The sequence below is a fragment of the Pseudomonas sp. 65/3-MNA-CIBAN-0223 genome (assembly GCF_040310425.1).
GTDB lineage: Bacteria > Pseudomonadota > Gammaproteobacteria > Pseudomonadales > Pseudomonadaceae > Aquipseudomonas > Aquipseudomonas gregormendelii.
The window spans coordinates 66337-84291 of sequence record NZ_JBEOPV010000014.1 but is presented as its reverse complement, the minus strand read 5'-3'; the positions used below and the strand labels follow the sequence as shown (position 1 = coordinate 84291).

At 62.9% G+C, this 17955-nt stretch carries 12 protein-coding genes; 4 read left to right on the top strand and 8 right to left on the bottom strand.

Features of this window, described 5'->3' with window-relative positions; all coding sequences use genetic code 11:
• Positions 1-21: 21 nt before the first annotated feature.
• Positions 22-1131 (bottom strand): PilT/PilU family type 4a pilus ATPase, encoded by a 1110-nt coding sequence (locus AAEZ09_RS18510; protein ID WP_350600287.1) that lies wholly within the window; start codon positions 1129-1131, stop codon positions 22-24.
• A 119-nt stretch (positions 1132-1250) separates the two neighbouring features.
• Here AAEZ09_RS18510 and AAEZ09_RS18505 point away from each other — a divergent pair, with 119 nt between their 5' ends.
• Both AAEZ09_RS18505 and AAEZ09_RS18500 read left to right on the top strand, forming a co-directional pair.
• Positions 1251-3788: a PAS domain-containing hybrid sensor histidine kinase/response regulator gene (locus AAEZ09_RS18505; protein ID WP_350600286.1), complete on the top strand. Its 2538-nt coding sequence runs from the start codon at positions 1251-1253 to the stop codon at positions 3786-3788.
• A gap of 66 nt (positions 3789-3854) precedes the next feature.
• Positions 3855-4130 (top strand): peptidylprolyl isomerase, encoded by a 276-nt coding sequence (locus AAEZ09_RS18500; RefSeq protein ID WP_007898282.1) that lies wholly within the window; start codon positions 3855-3857, stop codon positions 4128-4130.
• A gap of 59 nt (positions 4131-4189) precedes the next feature.
• On the opposite strand, the gene AAEZ09_RS18495 is transcribed toward AAEZ09_RS18500, so the two are convergent.
• The 4 genes from AAEZ09_RS18495 to AAEZ09_RS18475 form a co-directional block, all read right to left on the bottom strand.
• Entirely contained in the window at positions 4190-5407 is a 1218-nt protein-coding gene (locus tag AAEZ09_RS18495; RefSeq protein ID WP_350600284.1) for an amino acid deaminase, read from the bottom strand.
• Between the two features lie 59 nt (positions 5408-5466).
• Positions 5467-5856 carry a RidA family protein gene (locus AAEZ09_RS18490; RefSeq protein ID WP_045057567.1) on the bottom strand — a complete coding sequence of 130 codons (390 nt, stop codon included), beginning with the start codon at positions 5854-5856 and terminating at the stop codon, positions 5467-5469.
• 162 nt (positions 5857-6018) lie between these two features.
• Positions 6019-7578 (bottom strand): TerC family protein, encoded by a 1560-nt coding sequence (locus tag AAEZ09_RS18485; RefSeq protein ID WP_045057568.1) that lies wholly within the window; start codon positions 7576-7578, stop codon positions 6019-6021.
• A 323-nt stretch (positions 7579-7901) separates the two neighbouring features.
• Complete coding sequence (locus AAEZ09_RS18475; protein WP_045057569.1) at positions 7902-8798, bottom strand: LysR family transcriptional regulator; 897 nt, start codon at positions 8796-8798, stop codon at positions 7902-7904.
• Between the two features lie 103 nt (positions 8799-8901).
• Here AAEZ09_RS18475 and AAEZ09_RS18470 point away from each other — a divergent pair, with 103 nt between their 5' ends.
• Positions 8902-10449 (top strand): MFS transporter, encoded by a 1548-nt coding sequence (locus AAEZ09_RS18470; protein WP_350600282.1) that lies wholly within the window; start codon positions 8902-8904, stop codon positions 10447-10449.
• Positions 10450-10534: 85 nt separating this feature from the next.
• On the top strand, positions 10535-12259 hold the full coding sequence (gene poxB / locus AAEZ09_RS18465) for a ubiquinone-dependent pyruvate dehydrogenase (protein WP_350600280.1): 1725 nt from the start codon (positions 10535-10537) through the stop codon (positions 12257-12259).
• A gap of 126 nt (positions 12260-12385) precedes the next feature.
• Here the strand turns inward: poxB and AAEZ09_RS18460 are convergent, their stop codons facing one another.
• The 3 genes from AAEZ09_RS18460 to cobN all read right to left on the bottom strand — a co-directional run bounded on the left by AAEZ09_RS18460 (position 12386) and on the right by cobN (position 17952).
• Positions 12386-13126 carry a vWA domain-containing protein gene (locus tag AAEZ09_RS18460; RefSeq protein WP_350600279.1) on the bottom strand — a complete coding sequence of 247 codons (741 nt, stop codon included), beginning with the start codon at positions 13124-13126 and terminating at the stop codon, positions 12386-12388.
• A complete protein-coding gene (locus AAEZ09_RS18455) occupies positions 13051-14049 on the bottom strand; it encodes a magnesium chelatase ATPase subunit I (RefSeq protein WP_350600278.1) in 999 nt (332 codons plus the stop codon). The genes AAEZ09_RS18460 and AAEZ09_RS18455 overlap by 76 nt, the downstream gene beginning before the upstream one ends.
• A 75-nt stretch (positions 14050-14124) precedes the next feature.
• Positions 14125-17952, bottom strand: coding sequence for a cobaltochelatase subunit CobN (gene cobN, locus AAEZ09_RS18450; protein ID WP_350600276.1), 3828 nt, complete (start codon positions 17950-17952; stop codon positions 14125-14127).
• Positions 17953-17955: the final 3 nt, after the last annotated feature.

The following is a 17955-nucleotide window of genomic DNA, read 5'->3' as shown; positions in this document are numbered from 1 at the left end:
GATCGCCCCGCCGAGGTAGCATCAATCCATCAGCCCCCATTCGCCAGAGGCCGGCGCCGCCGCCGGCGTCACCTCCCCATGCAACTTCAGTCGCAAGCGCAGATTGTTCACTGAATCCGCATGCTTCAACGCCTCCTCCTCATCGATCGCCCCTTCGACCACCAGCCCGAACAGCGCGCCATCAAACGTCTGCATCCCCTGCTCGGCCGATTTTTCCATGATGCCTTTGAGCTCATCCAGCTCATTGCGCCGGATCAGGTCGGCGATGGTCGGCGTGCCCAGCATCACTTCTACCGCGGCCCGACGCTGGCCACTACGGCTGCGCACCAGGCGCTGGGAAACAAACGCCTTGAGGTTGTTGCCCAGGTCATGCAGCAACTGGGGGCGGCGTTCGTCCGGGAAGAAATTGACGATGCGGTCCAGTGCCTGATTGGCGTTGTGGGCATGCAGCGTGGAAATCACCAGGTGCCCGGTGTCGGCAAATGCCAGGGCATGCTCCATGGTTTCGCGGTCGCGGATCTCGCCGATCAGTACCACGTCCGGGGCCTGGCGCAAGGTATTCTTCAGCGCGGCGTGAAAGCTGCGGGTATCGACCCCCACTTCGCGCTGGTTGATGATAGAACGCTTGTGGCGATGGATATATTCGACCGGGTCCTCGATCGTGATGATGTGCCCGCTGCTGTGGCGATTGCGGTAGTCGATCAACGCGGCCAGGGAAGTCGACTTGCCCGACCCGGTGGCGCCTACGAACAGCATCAGGCCTTGCTTGAGCATGATGGTATCGAGCAGCACCGCTGGCAGGTTGAGGTCTTCGAAGCGAGGAATGTCGAGCTTGATATTGCGCGCGACGATGGACACGTCGTTACGCTGTTTGAAAATATTGACGCGAAAGCGCCCCACCCCCGGCAACGAGATCGCCAGGTTCATCTCCAGCTCCCGATCGAACTCCAGGCGCTGTTCGGCGTCCATGATGGACGCGGCAATGGCGGCGATATCTCCCGCCTTGAACGGTTGCTCGGCCAGTGCCTGCAATATCCCATCGAACCGGGCGCTGGGCGGCGCGCCTGTGGAGAGGTACAGATCGGAGCCGTTACGGCGGGCCAGCAGCGTTAACAGTGCAACGATTTCCATGGCAAAAAACACCCGCGAAGCATTCAATTGGACAGTATGACCCCAACAGGCCACCCAGCGTCTACCACCTTGCAAGCATAATAGACGCCGCCAGACCGACATTACTGCAGGACAATTTGATGAACGCATCACCGACCGGCAGCGATGCCCAGGCCTTGATCGCCCGCACCGACTGGAGCCGCAGTGCGCTGGGCGCAGCCAGCACCTGGCCGCAAAGCCTGCGAACCGCCGTGGACATCGTGCTTCATTCGCCCATGCCCATGCTGTTGATGTGGGGGCCAGACCTCACGCAGATCTACAACGACGGGTTTGCCCTGCTGGCGGGCAGCAAACATCCCCATGCGTTTGGCCAACCGGCACATCAGGTCTGGCCCGAACTCAAGGACTTCACCAACCCGATCTATAGTGCAGTGCTGCAAGGCCAGGTGCGCACCTACAGCGAACAGCGCTTTATCTTGCAGCGTGACGGCGTTGATGCGGAATTCTGGCTGGACCTGACCTACAGCCCGATCCGCGACGAAGCCGCGCAGGTCGCCGGCATCCTGGTCACAGCCATTGAAACCAACGAGCGCCGGCGCATTGCCGTGGAGCTCGAACAGCGTTCGGCAGCCAGCCTCAAGGCCCAGCGCGAAACCGAAGAGCGCCTGCAGCTGGCACTCGCCGCGACAGATGCGGTTGGCACCTGGGACTGGGACATCAACGAAGACCACTTCATAGCCGACACCCACTTCGCCCAGCTGCACGGGGTCGACCCGCTGCTGTCCAACCTGTTACCCATCACCGCCTATCTGCAAGGCGTACACCCTGAAGACCGGGCCACCGTCGCCCGGGGCATCAAGCACGCCATTACCCACGGCACTGAATACGCCGAGGAATACCGCCTGCTGCAGGCTGACGGCCAGGTGCGCTGGGTGTTCGCCCGCGGGCGGTGTTACAAGGATCACCACGGGCGGCCGATCCGCTTCCTCGGTGCCGCCCTGGACCTGACCGAACGCAAACACACCGAGCAGGCCTTGCGCCAGAGCCAGACCGAGTTGCAGCTGATCATCAACGCCATGCCGATCCTGATCAGCTACGTGGATCGCGAGGAGCGCTTTCGCCTGAACAATGCCGCCTACCTCGACTGGTACGGACGCACGCCCCAGGAACTTTACGGGCGCACGATCCGCGAAGTACTCGGCGAGGAAGCCTACGCATTGCGCGCCACGCACATTGCCGACGCCCTGAACGGCAAGACCTGCTGCTTCGGCATCGACACTCGCCACCGTGACGGCAGCTACCGGCATGCCCTGATGAACTACCTGCCGCGCCATGGTGCGGACGGTGCGGTGAACGGTTTCTACATTTTCGTGATTGACGAAACCGAGCGCAAAAAAACCGAGGAGGCCCTGCGTAACCTCAATGAAACCCTGGAAGAGCGCGTGGCCGCCCGTACCCGGCAACTGGCCGAAACCAACCAGCGCCTGCAAAACGAAATGTTTGAACGCGAACGCGCCGAAGACGCCTTGCGCCATGCACAGAAGATGGAAGCGGTGGGTCAGCTCACCGGCGGCATTGCCCATGACTTCAACAACATGTTGACCGGGATCATCGGCAGCCTCGACCTCGTGCAACGCTACATCGCTGACGGGCGTGCCGCCGAGATCGGCCGGTTCACCGAAGCGGCCGTGTCGTCGGCCAACCGCGCCGCCGCCCTGACCCACCGCCTGCTGGCCTTCTCCCGACGCCAGTCGCTGGATCGCAAGCCGTTGAACGCCAACGACCTGGTCCACTCCCTGGAAGATCTGCTGCGCCGCACCAAAGGCGATCACATCGAGCTGCGCCTGCAGCTGACTGAAGACGCATGGCCGGTCAGCACCGACGTCAGCCAGCTGGAAAATGCCCTCTTAAACCTGGTGATCAACGCCCGCGATGCCATGCCGGACGGCGGTGAGCTGCTGATCGAGACGGCCAATGTCTACCTGGAAGACAGCGACATCAACACCCTGGAACCGCTCAAGGCCGGGGATTACCTGATGATTGCCGTCAGCGATAACGGCACCGGGATGACACCTTCGGTACTGGCCAAGGCCTTCGACCCGTTCTTCACCACCAAGCCGATTGGCCAGGGCACAGGCCTGGGCCTGTCGATGATCTACGGGTTTGCCCAGCAGTCCGGCGGGCATGTCCATATCGACAGCGTGCCGGGCCAGGGCACCTGCGTGCGCCTGTACCTGCCTCGCCTGCAAGACATGGAGCAGCCAGACACCCTGCTGCCCTTCACAGGCGAAGCGCCGGCGGCCAATGCCGGTGAGACCGTGGTACTGGTCGAGGATGATCCGGCGGTGCGCATGCTGGTGCTGAACCTGCTCAAGGAGCTCGGTTACCAGGCCCATGAGGCTCGGGATGCGATCGAGGCCCTGCCCTTGCTGGAGTCGGACGCGCGGGTCGACCTGCTGGTGACCGATGTCGGCCTGCCGGGCATGAACGGACGGCAACTGGCGGAAATCGCCCGTCAGCGCCGGCCCGGCCTGAAGGTGCTGTTCATGACCGGTTACGCGGAAAAAGCTGCCGAACGCCAGGGTTTTCTCGAGCAAGGGATGGACATGGTGGCCAAGCCGTTTTCGATCGACCTGCTAGCCAACAAGATTCGCGCGATGCTCGGTCAACCGGGGTAAGTTGAGGCATAATCGCCCGCCCCGCGCTGGCACCCGCCCAGCCACCACCGTTGCAAGGTACTTCCAATGAAAGCTCAAGCCCGCCATATCCTGGTGAAAACCTCGGAAGAAGCCGAGCAGCTCAAACAGCGTATCGCCAAGGGCGAAGCCTTCGATGTGCTGGCCAAAAAGTACTCCACCTGCCCGTCCGGCAAACGCGGTGGTGACCTGGGTGAAGTGCGGCCCGGACAGATGGTCGGGGTGATAGACGCAGTGATTTTCAAGAAGCCATTGCGGGTGGTGCACGGGCCGATCAAGAGCAAGTTCGGTTATCACCTGGTGCAGGTGTTCTACCGGGATTGATCCTGCGGCCACTGTGGGAGCAAAGCGTGCTCGCGATTGCCGCACCTCGGTCTTGACTGTTAAAAACAGGTTTCCATGGTCTCGATGACATTCAACTGCTCATCCACCAGACACCCTACCCGCCACTTGTCGAACGTCAGGCATGGATGGGAAGTGCCGAAGGAAATGATGTCCCCCACCCGCAGTTCAACCCCGGGCGCCACGGTCATGAACGCATGCTGGTCCATGACCGCAGTCACTTTGCAGGCACCCACGTCGTCGCCCACTGCAGGCACCACCCCCGGCCGATAACGCCGCAACGGCACCGGCAGTCCGGCGTCATAGGCGACGTCGCGCTTGCCCAGGGCAATCACCGCAAACCCCGGCTCCGGCAGCGACTGCACGTGGGCCCAGACTTCCAGTGCCGGGCGCAGGCCTTCGTGCAAGTCGCTGCGACGCTCGAGCACGCAGCACTGCGCCTCTTTGTAGATGCCATGGTCGTGGGCCACATAGCTGCCAGGACGCAGCACACTGAGAAAGCGTCCGGCGGCATTCTGCGCCTCGAACGATTCGGCAATCAGGTCGTACCAGGCCGACCCCGAGGCCGTGATGATCGGCTTTGCGATGGCGAATGCGCCGCTGTCCTGCAACTGGACCGCCAGGCGCACCAGGGAGGTGGCGAACGCGCGAATTGCGCTCTCGGCATGATCACCGTGGATCACACCTTCGTAGCCTTCGATACCGGTCAGTGCCAGTGCCGGTTGCGCACAGATGGCTTTGGCCAGATCAAGCACTTCCTGTTCCGTGCGGCAGCCACACCGGCCGCCGACCACGCCATATTCGATCATCACGTTCAGGCGCACGCCGCGCGAGGCGAAGTAGCCACCGAGGTCGGCGACGTTATCCGGATGATCGACCATGCAGTGAAAATCAAAGCCCGGGTCTGCCAGCAGATCCGCGATCAACGCCATGTTCGGCGTGCCGACCAGTTGATTGGCCATGAGTATCCGCCGCACGCCATGGGCGTAGCCGGCACGGGCCTGGGTGGCGCTGGCCAGGGTAATGCCCCAGGCGCCGGCATCCAGTTGGCGGCGAAACAAAGCCGGCGTCATGCTGGTTTTGCCATGGGGGGCGAGCTCGGCGCCGCTGTTGCGAACAAAATCCTGCATCCAGCGAATGTTGTGTTCCAGCGCTTCCCGGTGCAAAACCAGGGCCGGCAGGCTGACGTCGCGCACCAGGCTGGCGCCGGTCGAGGCCGCACCTTTTTCGACGGCGACGTTGATTGGGGCAGTAGTCATGGTCCAACTCCTCGAATTTCGCGACGTCACACAGCCGCTGTCCTGCCTTCGGTGACGATTCAGGCTTTTTTCCTGTAGGCCACGCAATCAATCTCAACCTTGCAGTCGACCATCATGTTCGCCTGCACACATGCGCGGGCCGGGGCATGCTCAGGGCTGAAGTACTCGGAAAACACCTTGTTGAAGCTCCAGAAATCCCGCGGGTCTTCCAGCCACACACCGGTACGAACCACGTCCTTCAGGCCGTAACCGGCCTCTTCGAGGATCGCGACCAGATTCCTCATGGTCTGGTGAGTCTGCTCGACGATACCGCCGACGATGATCTCGCCGTCCAGCGCAGGGACCTGGCCAGACACGTACAGCCAGCCATCGGCCTCCACGGCGCGGGCGAAGGGCCGCGGCTGGCCGCCGCCTGCAGTGCTGCCGGTGCCGTATCGAGTAATGCTCATGGGTATTTCTCCTGGTCTGGATGCTGGGTGCGCCGATTCTGAACGTGCGCCAGCTGAGAGATTAAATCGCAAGCAGGCTCGCTCCTACAGGAAATTGTGATCGATCACAAAATCTGCGGGAGCGAGCCTGCTCGCGAAGAGGCCTTCAAGGGCCCGCCAAGATTAAACGCTGCGAGGCACCAGCAATACGCGCGTCACCCGGCGCTCCTCAACGGCCATCACGGTCATCCGCCAGCCGTCCCACTCATGACTGTCACCGATGACCGGCAGGCGATCCAGCACACTCACCACCAGGCCGGCCAGGGTCTGATAATCCTCGGTGGGTTCTGCCGCGAAACCAGTGCGCTGGCGCACCCGCATCAGGTTCAAGGCGCCGCTGACGATGAACCCGCCATTGTCCTCGATCACGTCCGGGCCTTCGATTTCACTGGCGTCAGGCAACTCACCGGCAATCGATTCCAGGATGTCGGTCATGGTCAGCAAACCGACGAAGTCACCGAACTCATTGACCACGAAGGCAATGTGAGTCGAGGCCTTGCGCATCTGCTCCAGGGCATTGAGGATCGAATAGCTGTCCAGCAGGTTGATAGTCTTGCGCGCCAGGTGCTCAAGGTCCGGCTCGTTGCCGGCCAGGTATTCCTTGAGCAATTCCTTCTTGTGCACAAAGCCCAGGGGCTCGTCCACCGCGCCGTCGCGAATCAGCGGCAGGCGCGAATAGGACGAGTGCATCAGCCGCGCGCGAATGGCTTCGGCGTCATCCGCCAGGTCGATGTGATCGATGTCGGCACGGACCGTCATCAAGGTGCGGATCGGCCGCTCGGCCAACTGCAATACACCGCTGATCATCACCCGCTCGCGCCGGTCGAATAGCGCTTCACTCGGTGCCTCGCCATTGTCCAGCAGGTCGGCGATCTCGTCGTCGACCTCCTCCGCTGCCAGCGTGCGCCCGCCCAGCAAACGCATCACGGCATGCGCGGTGCGTTCGCGAATCGGCCGCACGCCCTGCACCGAGCGTTTGCGACGAGCGCGGGCGATCTGGTTAAAGACCTCGATCAGGATCGAGAAGCCGATGGCCGCGTACAGGTAGCCTTTCGGAATATGGAAGCCCAAGCCTTCGGCGGTCAGCGCGAAGCCGATCATCATCAGGAAGCCCAGGCACAGCATGATCACTGTCGGGTGCGCGTTGACGAAGCGGGTCAGCGGCTTGCTGGCGACGATCATCAGGCCAATGGAAATGATCACGGCGATCATCATCACCGCCAGTTCATCAACCATACCCACGGCGGTGATCACCGCGTCCAGGGAGAACACCGCGTCGAGCACGACGATCTGCGCCACGATTGGCCAGAACATCGCGTACGCCGTATTGGACGTGCGCTCGCCGACATGGCCCTCGAGCCGCTCGTGCAGTTCCATGGTGGCCTTGAACAGCAGGAATACACCACCGAACAACATGATCAGGTCGCGGCCGGAGAAGCTCTTGTCGAACACCTCGAACAGCGGCTGCGTCAGGGTCACCAGCCAGGAAATACTGGCCAGCAGGCCCAGGCGCATCAACAACGCCAGGGACAAACCGATGAGCCGGGCGCGGTCGCGCTGCTCGGGGGGCAGTTTGTCCGCCAGAATCGCGATAAACACCAGGTTATCGATACCCAGTACCAGTTCCAGCACAATCAGGGTCAACAGGCCCAGCCACGCGGTGGGATCAGCAATCCATTCCATGAAAATCTCTCTACCTCTTCAGTTGATTCAGAATGCCAGGCACGGCAAAGCGCGGCGCACAGGCCGTGAAAATACTTGGGAAATGGATATCTGGGGGCGGAAGACTGGGTGCTTCGCGTGCATCAAGACTGCGCGGCGGCGCCGGGCGAACGGGTAACTGGGAGGCTCCGAGAGGGTGTTCATGCAAATCCTGCGGGAAAAAAGGATTCCAAGCGTACAGCGGAATCCTATTTTTCCTACACATGGAAATCATTACAAAATCTGTAGGAGCGAGCTTGCTCGCGAAAAACCTGAGGGCGCTGCAGGGTGACAGGCTTGCCCCGCTATCGTTGACGACCATCGCGAGCAAGCTCGCTCCTGCAACGAATCTGCTCGATGTACCGGCCCACCGCCGCAGATTTTTCAAACCGCCGATAGATCAAGGACAACCACGAACTCGCCTCACAGCCGTCAATCTGCCGATACCAGACCCCGGGCAAACCCACATGGCCGACCACCGATTCCGGCACTACGGCCACGCCCTGCCCCAGGGACACCAGCGCCAGCACCGCCACCAATCCGCCCGGTTGGGCCCCCAGTTTTGGCGCAAAGCCGCCCTCGGCAGCCACCTGCAACGTACCGCTGATCTGCTCGGGCAGAATAAAGGTCTCATCCTGCAGTTGCCTCGGGCTGATCATCGGCAACCGGCTCAGCCATGACTCGCCCGATACCGCCAGGACAAAACCTTCGGCATCCAGGCGTACAGCTTCCAGGCCGTCCGGCAACGTCATGGGCGAGCGCACGTAACCGACGTCATATCGTCCATCCAGGACCATCGCCGGTAGGGCGGCCATCGGGCTTTCGCACACACTCACGCTGACGTCCGGATACTCGCGAGTGAAGGCCTGCACCTGTTTTTGCAGGAGCCCGGAATAGACTGCCGAGGCCACATATCCCAATTCAATGTGGCCGATGTCCCCGCGGCCGGCACGCCGGGCATTATTCTGCGCCGCCTCAAACTGGCGCACGGCAGCGTCCGCCTCGGGCATCAGCGCGACGCCGGCCTCGGTCAGGCTGACGTCACGTTGATGGCGGTTAAACAGCCGGGTGCCGAGTTCGCTTTCCATGTCCTGGATCTGCCGGCTCAGGGTCGGCGGTGCGATACCCAGTTGCTCGGCGGCGCGGGTGAAGTTGCGCTGACGGGCGACGGCCAGGAAATAACGAAAATGACGGATATCCATAGGCGTATTAGCTCAAAGGTAACGAAGTCATGGTGCTCGCCTAACGCGGACAGTAGCTGGCAGCCATAAGCTTGAACGACTCCCACCCTAGAGAACAACCGCCATGCTCGTCAAACCCCGGGTCAGCCCACGCCTGACGTTACTTACAGCCTCAGGCGTTTGCTCACTGATCGTCCTCGACACCAACATCGTCGCCGTCACCTTGCCCACCGTTGCCCGCGACCTGGGGGCCAATTTTGCCGACATCGAATGGGTAGTCAGCGCCTACATGCTGGCGTTCGCCGCCTTGTTGCTGCCGGCGGGCAGTATTGCCGACCGATTCGGCCGACAGAAAACCCTCCTGTGGGGCCTGGGCATTTTTATCCTGGCCTCTATCGGTTGCGGGGCCGCACCCAGCGCTTTGGTCCTGGACATCGCGCGGGCGATCAAGGGCGTTGGCGCAGCGCTGCTGCTGACCTCGGCCCTGGCGTCCATCGGCCATACCTTTCACGATGAGGTGGAACGGGCCAAGGCCTGGGCGTTCTGGGGTGCCTGCATGGGCGTGGCGATGACAGCCGCACCGACCCTCGGCGGGCTGATCACGGAAACCATTGGCTGGCGCTGGATTTTCTACCTCAATCTGCCGGTGGGAGCGTTCCTGATGGTGATGGTGTGGCGCGCTGTTCCCGAATCGCGCGACCCGCAGTCCGCTCGTCTGGACCCTTGGGGGAGCCTGGCCTTCAGTGCCAGCCTGCTGTGCCTGATCTGGGGGCTGATCGAGGCCAACCGCATTGGCTGGAGCAATCCGCTGACCTACGCCCGGCTCATCGGCGGCGCTTTATTGATGGGGGCGTTTGTGCTCATCGAGCGCATGCAGCAAAGGCCGATGGTCGACCTGCAGCTGCTCCGCCATCCGCGGTTTATCGGCGCCCTGCTCGGCATGTTCGCCTACGCTGGTTGCGCCCAGGTAATGATGACGCTGCTACCGTTCTATCTGCAAAACGGCCTCGGCTTATCTGCCATCAGTTCGGGCCTGGGCATGTTGCCGTTTGCTGCGACCATGCTGATTTTCCCGAAGGTCGGTGCACGCCTGGCCACTAAATTTACGCCAGGCACGTTGATGGCGACCGGGCTGGCCCTGGTCGCCAGCGGCAACCTGTTGAGTGCGTTGGCGGTCAGCAGCGCCAGCTACCTGCCTTTCGCCCTGGCGATTGCAGTCACCGGCGCCGGCGCCGGATTACTCAATGGCGACACCCAGAAAAACATCATGGCGTGCGTGCCCCGCGAACGCACGGGGATGGCATCGGGCATGAGCACCACCATGCGCTTCAGCGCCATCGTCCTGGCAATCGGCGTGTACGGTGCCCTGCTGACGAGCCACTCCTCGCAGGTGTTGCACGCCGAACTGACGAACCAGGGTCCGCAATGGCTGGAGCACACTCAAGGTATCAGCTCGCGAGTGGTCGCCGGGGACATGCCCGCAGCCATGAGCCTGCTGCCCGAGGCCGCTCGCACGTTGGTGGAGCCTCTGGCCCGGCAAGCGTTCATCAGTGGCTTCAGCTTGTTACTGCTGGTTGCCGGGCTGTTGGCGGGATTGGGCGCGCTGGCAGTCGGCACCTTGATGCGTCATCCGATTCCGGTGCAGAGCGGCTTGTCCCTGAGCGCGAAATAAACAGGGGAGTCATGACCGGCATTGAGTTGTCCTCTTTTAACCCGAGGACAATTCATCGCTCGATTTTTGGAAAACGGAGTACCCCATGGCGAAAATCACCCTTGCCCAGCTACTGGCAACCACCCTTGAACAGGCCGGCGTCAAGCGCATCTGGGGCCTGACGGGCGACAGCCTCAACGGCCTGACCGAAGCGCTGCGCACCATGGACAGTATCGAGTGGATGCACGTGCGCCATGAGGAGGTCGCCGCCTTCGCCGCCGGTGCCGACGCGGCGGTCACTGGCGAACTGGCGGTGTGCGCCGGCAGTTGCGGGCCGGGTAATCTGCATTTGATCAACGGGTTGTTCGACTGCCACAGGAACCACGTGCCAGTGCTGGCAATTGCCGCCCAGATCCCATCGTCGGAGGTCGGCCTTAATTACTTTCAGGAAACCCATCCCCAGGAACTGTTCAAGGAGTGCAGCCATTTCGTCGAACTGGTGAGCAACCCGGCGCAGATGCCCCAGGTGCTGCACCGGGCGATGCGCAGCGCAATCCTCAACCGCGGCGTGGCGGTGGTGGTGATTCCCGGTGACGTGGCGTTGCAGGAAGTTGACGACGCCTTCAAGCCCTGGCCCGCGCTCGCCCAACCGCGCATCCTGCCGGCGCCCCATGACCTCGATCGACTGGTCGAGCTATTGAGCCAAAGCAAGGCCGTTACCCTGATGTGCGGAGCCGGCTGCGCGGGCGCCCATGATCAGGTGGTGGCCTTGGCCGACGCCCTTGGCGCGCCAGTGGTGCATGCCTTGCGCGGCAAGGAACACGTGGAGTGGGACAACCCGTTCGACGTGGGCATGACCGGCCTGATCGGTTTCAGCTCCGGTTACCACGCCATGCTCAACTGCGACACCCTGGTGATGCTCGGCACCGACTTTCCCTATCGCCAGTTCTATCCCACCGACGCAACCATCATCCAGATCGACCACGACCCGCAGGCCCTCGGGCGGCGCACGGCCCTGGACCTGGGCATAGTCGCCGACGTCAGCGAGACGCTCGCGGCCCTGTTGCCACGCCTGCCCTATCGGGCTGGTCGAAGCTTCCTGGAGTCATCACTCAAGCACTACGCAAAAGCCCGTCAGGGCCTGGATGACCTGGCCCAGCCGTCGGCGCCAGGGCGTCCGATCCACCCGCAGTACCTGACCCGCCTGCTCAGTGAACTGGCGGATGAAGACGCGATCTTCACGGCTGACGTCGGCACGCCAACGGTGTGGGCTGCACGCTACCTGAAGATGAATGGCCAACGGCGCCTGCTCGGCTCCTTCAACCACGGTTCTATGGCCAACGCGATGCCGCAAGCGATCGGCGCGCAGGCAGCCTTCCCTGACCGCCAGGTGATTTCCCTGTCGGGTGACGGTGGTTTCAGCATGCTGATGGGGGATTTCATTTCCCTGGCGCAACTCAGGTTGCCAGTGAAAATCATCGTCTATGACAACGCCTCCCTGGGCTTTGTCGCGATGGAAATGAAGTCCAGCGGGCTGCTGGATACGGGCACCGACCTGCATAATCCGGATTTCGCGGCGATGGCCAACGCGATGGGCATCCTCGGGATTCGCGTCGAGGCCAGCGAAGATCTGGACGCGGCATTGCGTCGGGCGCTGGCGCATGACGGGCCGGTACTGGTGGACGTGGTGACCGCAACCCAGGAACTGGCCATGCCGCCGACCATCAGGCTGGAGCAGGCCAAGGGTTTCAGTTTGTACATGCTCAAGGCGGTGATGAGCGGGCGCGGGGATGAGGTGATCGAGTTGGCGCGGACTAATCTGTTTCGTTGAGGGCCGGTTAGGTCCTGTAGGAGCTGGCTTGCCAGCGATGGTCGTAAACGATGACACGGGGCGGCGGGATGAACCGGTAAAGGCCACGAGATTAAAAGATCGCAGCCTCGTTTCTCTCGGCAGCTCCTACAGGGGGACAAGTTCGTCGATGTGGCGGTAGTCGATGGTTAACTCTGCGGCCAATTGCTTCGCTCGTGCCAAGCGAATCGGGCCGCGCTCTATGTCGATCAGCAGCCCGGGGCACTTGAGCGACGACAGTATCGGCCACTCCTTCAACCGCCCATCGGTGACTAGCAATAGCCGCTGTTGCTCGGCGGGCAAGCGCTTTTGCCGCTTAGCCAGCCATTGTTCCGCCTCGGACAGTGCTGCCAGCAAAGGTGTGCCGCCTCCGGCACCCAATTGATCCAGCCAGGCGTGCAAACCGCTGGACGCCTTTAAACCTTGTGCCTGCCAGCTCGGGGTCGTACCGCTGGCGGTCAGCAACGCCAGCCGCGCACGCTGGCGATAGGCGTCATCGAACACCTGCGCGAGCAAACCCTTGGCATCACTCAGTGCCTGGTGGCGACGAGTGGACGCAGAGGCGTCGACGATCACCAGCCACAGTTCATGGGGCGAGCGAGTGCGTGCCTGAAATTGCAAGTCATCACGCTGGCGCGGTCGCCCATTGAGCAAGGTGCCTGGCCAGTTGACCGAACCTTCGCGCGTCACCCGCTGCGGGCCTTGCTTGCCGCTGTCGAGATGTCCGGCGCGGGCTTTGGCATTCGCCCCCGCTGCAGATCGAGGGCGAATGCCTAGGGCTTTTTTGGCCAGCTCGGCACTTCGCGGCGAGCGCCAGTCGGCAGTGCCTGGGCGGGCATTTCGCCCCATTGGCCCTGCCCTTCCCCTGGCTGCGAACCTTGGCTTGTGGGTGGCTGGCTGGCTTGCGGCGCGGGTGGTGTGTGTTCGCGCCGACGATGGCGCAAGGCGAACTCGGCAACCGCTTCAATATCTTCTTCGCCTATCCCTTGTGCACCGCGCCAGGCCGCGTGGGCCCGGGCGGCACGCAACCAGACGAGATCAGCGCGCAAGCCATCGACGCCGGCAGCGAAGCAGCGCTCAGTGATTTTGCCCAAGGCCTGGTCATCCAGAGGAATGCTGGCCAGTACACTCCGGGCCTGCTCACAACGCTCGCGCAAGGCGTGCTGGGCGGCTTCCCATTCGGCGCAAAACGCCGCGGGATCATGATCAAACGCCAGGCGCCGGCGAATGATTTCGCCGCGTTCGGTGGGTACAGTGTGGCCACCGAGCGCAACGTTCAGGCCGAAGCGATCGAGCAACTGCGGACGCAGATCACCTTCTTCAGGGTTCATGGTGCCGATCAGGACGAATTTCGCCGAATGCCGATGGGAGATGCCATCGCGTTCTATCAGGTTGATGCCGCTGGCCGCCACGTCGAGCAACAGGTCCACCAGGTGATCGGGCAGCAGGTTGACTTCATCGACATACAATACGCCGCCGTCGGCCTTGGCCAGGACGCCTGGCGAAAATCGCGCGCGGCCTTCATTCAGTGCCGCATCAAGATCGAGGGTACCGACCACGCGCTCTTCTGTCGCACCCAGCGGCAGCGTGACGAACAGGCCGCTGGCGAGCAGGTCCGCCAGGCCCCGGGCCAGGGTGGACTTGGCCATACCCCGGGGGCCTTCGATCAACACGCCGCCGATCTTCGGGTCGATGGCGGTGAGGCACAGGGCGAGCTTCAGATCGTCGGCGCCGACCACGGCGGATAAAGGAAAATGCGGTGTTTCAGTCATTAGTCAGTCTCGGTCATGGTCATGGTCGCAGTATCGCGAGCAGGCTCACTCCTACAGGGGGGGGTAATTGCAGTCTCAAGTATCTTCTTCAATGTCCAGCAGCAGATTCTCCAGCGCCTCCTGGTACTCGCCGGGCTCTTTCCACATGCCGCGCTGCTGCGCCTCGAGCATGCGCTCGGTCATGTCGCGCAGGGCATGGGGATTGTGCTCGCGCACAAACTCGCGAGTCGCCGGGTCCAGCAGGTAAGCATCGGCGAGCAACGCGTACTGGTGATCGTCAATCAACTGCGTGGTGGCGTCGAAGGCAAACAGGTTGTCGACCGTCGCCGCCATTTCGAACGCGCCTTTATAACCGTGGCGCTTCACCCCGTCGATCCACTTGGGATTGGCTGCGCGGGAGCGAATAACCCGGTTGAGTTCTTCCTTGAGGGTGCGGATTTTCGGCAGGTCGGGCTGGCTGTGATCGCCGTGATAACTGGCCGCCGCTTCCCCGCTCAGGCTTTCGACGGCAGCGAGCATACCGCCCTGGAACTGATAGTAGTCGTTGGAATCGAGCAAATCGTGCTCACGGTTGTCCTGGTTTTGCACCACGGCCTGGACCTGACTCAGGCGCTGGGCGAACTGTTCCCGGGCGGCCGTTCCTTCGTCTGAACCGCCATAGGCGTAGCCGCCCCAGTTGAGGTAAACCTCGGCCAGGTCTTCGCGGCTCTGCCACAAGCGACCCTCGACCGCGCCCTGCACGCCAGCACCATAGGCCCCCGGTTTCGCCCCGAAAATACGCCACCCGGCCTGGCGGCGCGCAGCCTCCTGGTCAAGCCCCGCCAGCAACAGGGTTTCCCGCTCGGCACGCACCTTGGCAGCCAGTGGATTGAGGTCGTCGGGCTCGTCGAGTTCGGCAACCGCTTGCACGGCGGCATCGAACAGCCGGATCAGATTGGCGAACGCGTCGCGGAAGAACCCGGACACCCGCAACGTGACGTCCACCCGTGGGCGGTCCAGCAGGCTCACTGGCAAAATTTCAAAGTCGTCAACCCGCTGACTGCCGGTGGCCCACACCGGCCGCACGCCCATCAAGGCCATCGCCTGGGCGATATCGTCGCCACCGGTGCGCATGGTCGCGGTGCCCCAGACCGACAGGCCGATCTGGCGCAGGTGATCGCCGTGGTCTTGCAGATGGCGCTCAAGGATCAGGTTGGCCGACTGGAAGCCGATGCGCCAGGCGGTGGTGGTCGGCAGGTTGCGTACGTCCACCGAATAGAAGTTGCGGCCCGTGGGCAGCACGTCCAGTCGTCCCCGGCTGGGTGCACCGCTTGGGCCGGCAGGGACGAAGAGGCCGTTCAACGCATCGAGCAGACCGCGCATCTCTGCCGGGCCGCAGGCGTCCAGGCGGGGGGCGACGGCTTCGCGCAGGTGGTCGAGGATGGCCGACACTTGCGCCCAGTTCTCACCTTGCGGGAGCGAATACGGTGTGTCAGGCAAATCAAGTTTGGCTGACACTGCGTATTCGCGAGCAAGCCCGCTCCCACAGGTGGTTTGCTCGATCAGTTGCGTGGCGAACAGTTCCAGGCGTTCGCGGGTGTCGCCCGCGGTGCGCCATGTATCATCATTGATGGATTGCAGTTCAATGGGACGCGGCCCGGTCCACGGCTCGGCCAATGCACAGTCCAGCGGATCAAAGCCCAATTCGAACGCCTTCGCCAGCGCCCGCAGCACGCTCGACTGGGCACCGCGTCCATCGCCACGAGGAATACGCAGCAACGCCAGCAAGGTGTCGATGCGCAGCCGACCGCTCGGCGACTCGCCGAAGATGTGCAGGCCGTCGCGGATCTGCGACTCCTTCAGATCACACAGATAAGTGTCCAGGCGCGGCAGCCAGATGGCCGCGTCGGCATCACTGTCCAGCTGTTCGTCCAGCTGCAGCTCTCGGTCGATATGGCTGTCGCGCACCAGTTGCAGGATGTCGCGCTGCAGCTCCCGCGCCCGACGGGGGTCGAGCAGCTGCGCATCGTAGTACTCGTCGGCGAGCAGCTCCAGGTTGCGCAGCGGGCCATAGGTTTCGGCGCGGGTCAGCGGCGGCATCAGGTGATCGATGATCACGGCCTGGGTGCGCCGCTTGGCTTGGGCGCCCTCGCCCGGGTCATTGACGATGAAGGGATAGATGTTCGGCAACGGCCCGAGCAGCGCATCCGGCCAGCAATGCTGCGACAGCCCGACACCCTTGCCCGGAAGCCATTCGAGGTTGCCATGCTTGCCGACGTGAATCACACCGTGGGCACCGTAGGTGTTGCGCAACCAGAAATAGAACGCGAGATAGCCGTGCGGCGGCACCAGGTCCGGGTCGTGGTACACCGCGCTAGGGTCAACCTGATACCCCCGAGCCGGTTGAATGCCGACAAAGGTTAGGCCAAAACGCAGGCCGGCGATCATCATCCGGCCGCTGCGGAACATCGGATCCTTTTCTGGCGCCCCCCAACGCTGCAGCACGGCCAGCCGGTTGGCCTCAGGCAGCGCGTTGAACATCGCCAGGTAGTCATCCAGCCCGAGGCTTTGCTGGCATGGACGCTGATCAATAGTGTCGAGGTCGTTGCTGACGCCGCCGAGCAGTTGCTGGATCAGCGCGGTGCCGCTTTCCGGCAGTTGATCCGGCAGCGGATAACCTTCCTGGCGCAGCGCGCGCAGGATATTCAGCGCCGCCGCCGGCGTATCGAGCCCGACGCCATTGCCGATGCGACCATCGCGGGTCGGGTAGTTGGCCAGGATCAGCGCAATGCGTTTTTCGCGGTTGGGTACTCGGGCCAGATCGGTCCAACGCCGCGCCAGTTCAGCGACGAAATCCATTCGTTCGGGCTGCGCGCGGTAGCACACCACGTCCGACTGGCTGCGCTCGCTGCGCCACGCCAGGTCCTTGAAGCTGATCGGTCGGCTGATGATCCGCCCGTCCAGTTCCGGCAGCGCAATGTGCATGGCCAGGTCCCGCGGGCCGAGACCCTGGTCGCTGGCTTGCCAACCGGCCTCGTTATCCTGGGCGCAAATGGCCTGGATCACCGGAATATTGCGGCGAAACGGCCGGATATGCGGCGCTTCGGGACTCGACTGGGCAAAGCCGGTAGTGTTGAGAATTACCGAGGCGCTGACTTCGTCCAGCCAGTCCTCGACCACCGCCAGGCAGCCGGGTTCTTTCAGGCTGGCCACGGCAATCGGCAGCGGGTTCAACCCCGCCGCCTGCAGGCGCTGGCAGAAAATATCGATGAAGGCGGTATTGGCCGCCTGCAGGTGCGAGCGATAAAACAGCACGGCGGCCACGGGCTGTCCGGCCTGCCAGTCGGCTTGCCAATCGGCTAGTACAGCTGGGCTTCGCTGCGGATGGTAGATCGCCGTGCGCGGCAAAGCCTGCGGCTCCGCCCAGGGGTAGTCGCGTTCCAGCCAACGACTGGCCAGGCAGCGAAAGAAATCCAGGGCATTGCCCAGACCGCCCTGGCGTAGAAACTGCCAGAGCCGGTCGCGGTCTTCGGCGCCCACGGTACTGAGGTCGCTGAGTTCCGGGTCGGGACGGTCATCGCCTGGCACCAGAATCAGTCGCACGCCCCGTTCGGACAATTGCACCAGGCGCTCGACGCCATAACGCCAATAGGCGATGCCGCCGTGCAGCGAGATCAGAATCACCTTGGCATGGCGCAGCACTTCATCGACATACAGGTCGACCGAGGCATGATTCTGCACCTGCATCGGGTTGGCCAGGCGCACGCTTGGATAGTCGTCGGGCAACTGTTGCGCGGCTTCGGCGAGCAACGCCAGGCTGGAGTCGCCGCTGCACAGGATCACCAGCTCAGCAGGGGTCTGTCCAAGATCGGCAATATTGTCATCCGAAACGAAACCGCCGGGCTGGGTCCTGAGCAGGTGCATGGC

Bases quoted from the DNA above. Each gene is read 5' to 3' on its own strand.
- AAEZ09_RS18510 (WP_350600287.1), bottom strand. From the start codon at position 1,131: ATGGAAATCGTTGCACTGTTAACGCTGCTGGCCCGCCGTAACGGCTCC.
- AAEZ09_RS18505 (WP_350600286.1), top strand. From the start codon at position 1,251: ATGAACGCATCACCGACCGGCAGCGATGCCCAGGCCTTGATCGCCCGC.
- AAEZ09_RS18500 (WP_007898282.1), top strand. From the start codon at position 3,855: ATGAAAGCTCAAGCCCGCCATATCCTGGTGAAAACCTCGGAAGAAGCC.
- AAEZ09_RS18495 (WP_350600284.1), bottom strand. From the start codon at position 5,407: ATGACTACTGCCCCAATCAACGTCGCCGTCGAAAAAGGTGCGGCCTCG.
- AAEZ09_RS18490 (WP_045057567.1), bottom strand. From the start codon at position 5,856: ATGAGCATTACTCGATACGGCACCGGCAGCACTGCAGGCGGCGGCCAG.
- AAEZ09_RS18485 (WP_045057568.1), bottom strand. From the start codon at position 7,578: ATGGAATGGATTGCTGATCCCACCGCGTGGCTGGGCCTGTTGACCCTG.
- AAEZ09_RS18475 (WP_045057569.1), bottom strand. From the start codon at position 8,798: ATGGATATCCGTCATTTTCGTTATTTCCTGGCCGTCGCCCGTCAGCGC.
- AAEZ09_RS18470 (WP_350600282.1), top strand. From the start codon at position 8,902: ATGCTCGTCAAACCCCGGGTCAGCCCACGCCTGACGTTACTTACAGCC.
- poxB (WP_350600280.1), top strand. From the start codon at position 10,535: ATGGCGAAAATCACCCTTGCCCAGCTACTGGCAACCACCCTTGAACAG.
- AAEZ09_RS18460 (WP_350600279.1), bottom strand. From the start codon at position 13,126: ATGGGGCGAAATGCCCGCCCAGGCACTGCCGACTGGCGCTCGCCGCGA.
- AAEZ09_RS18455 (WP_350600278.1), bottom strand. From the start codon at position 14,049: ATGACTGAAACACCGCATTTTCCTTTATCCGCCGTGGTCGGCGCCGAC.
- cobN (WP_350600276.1), bottom strand. From the start codon at position 17,952: ATGCACCTGCTCAGGACCCAGCCCGGCGGTTTCGTTTCGGATGACAAT.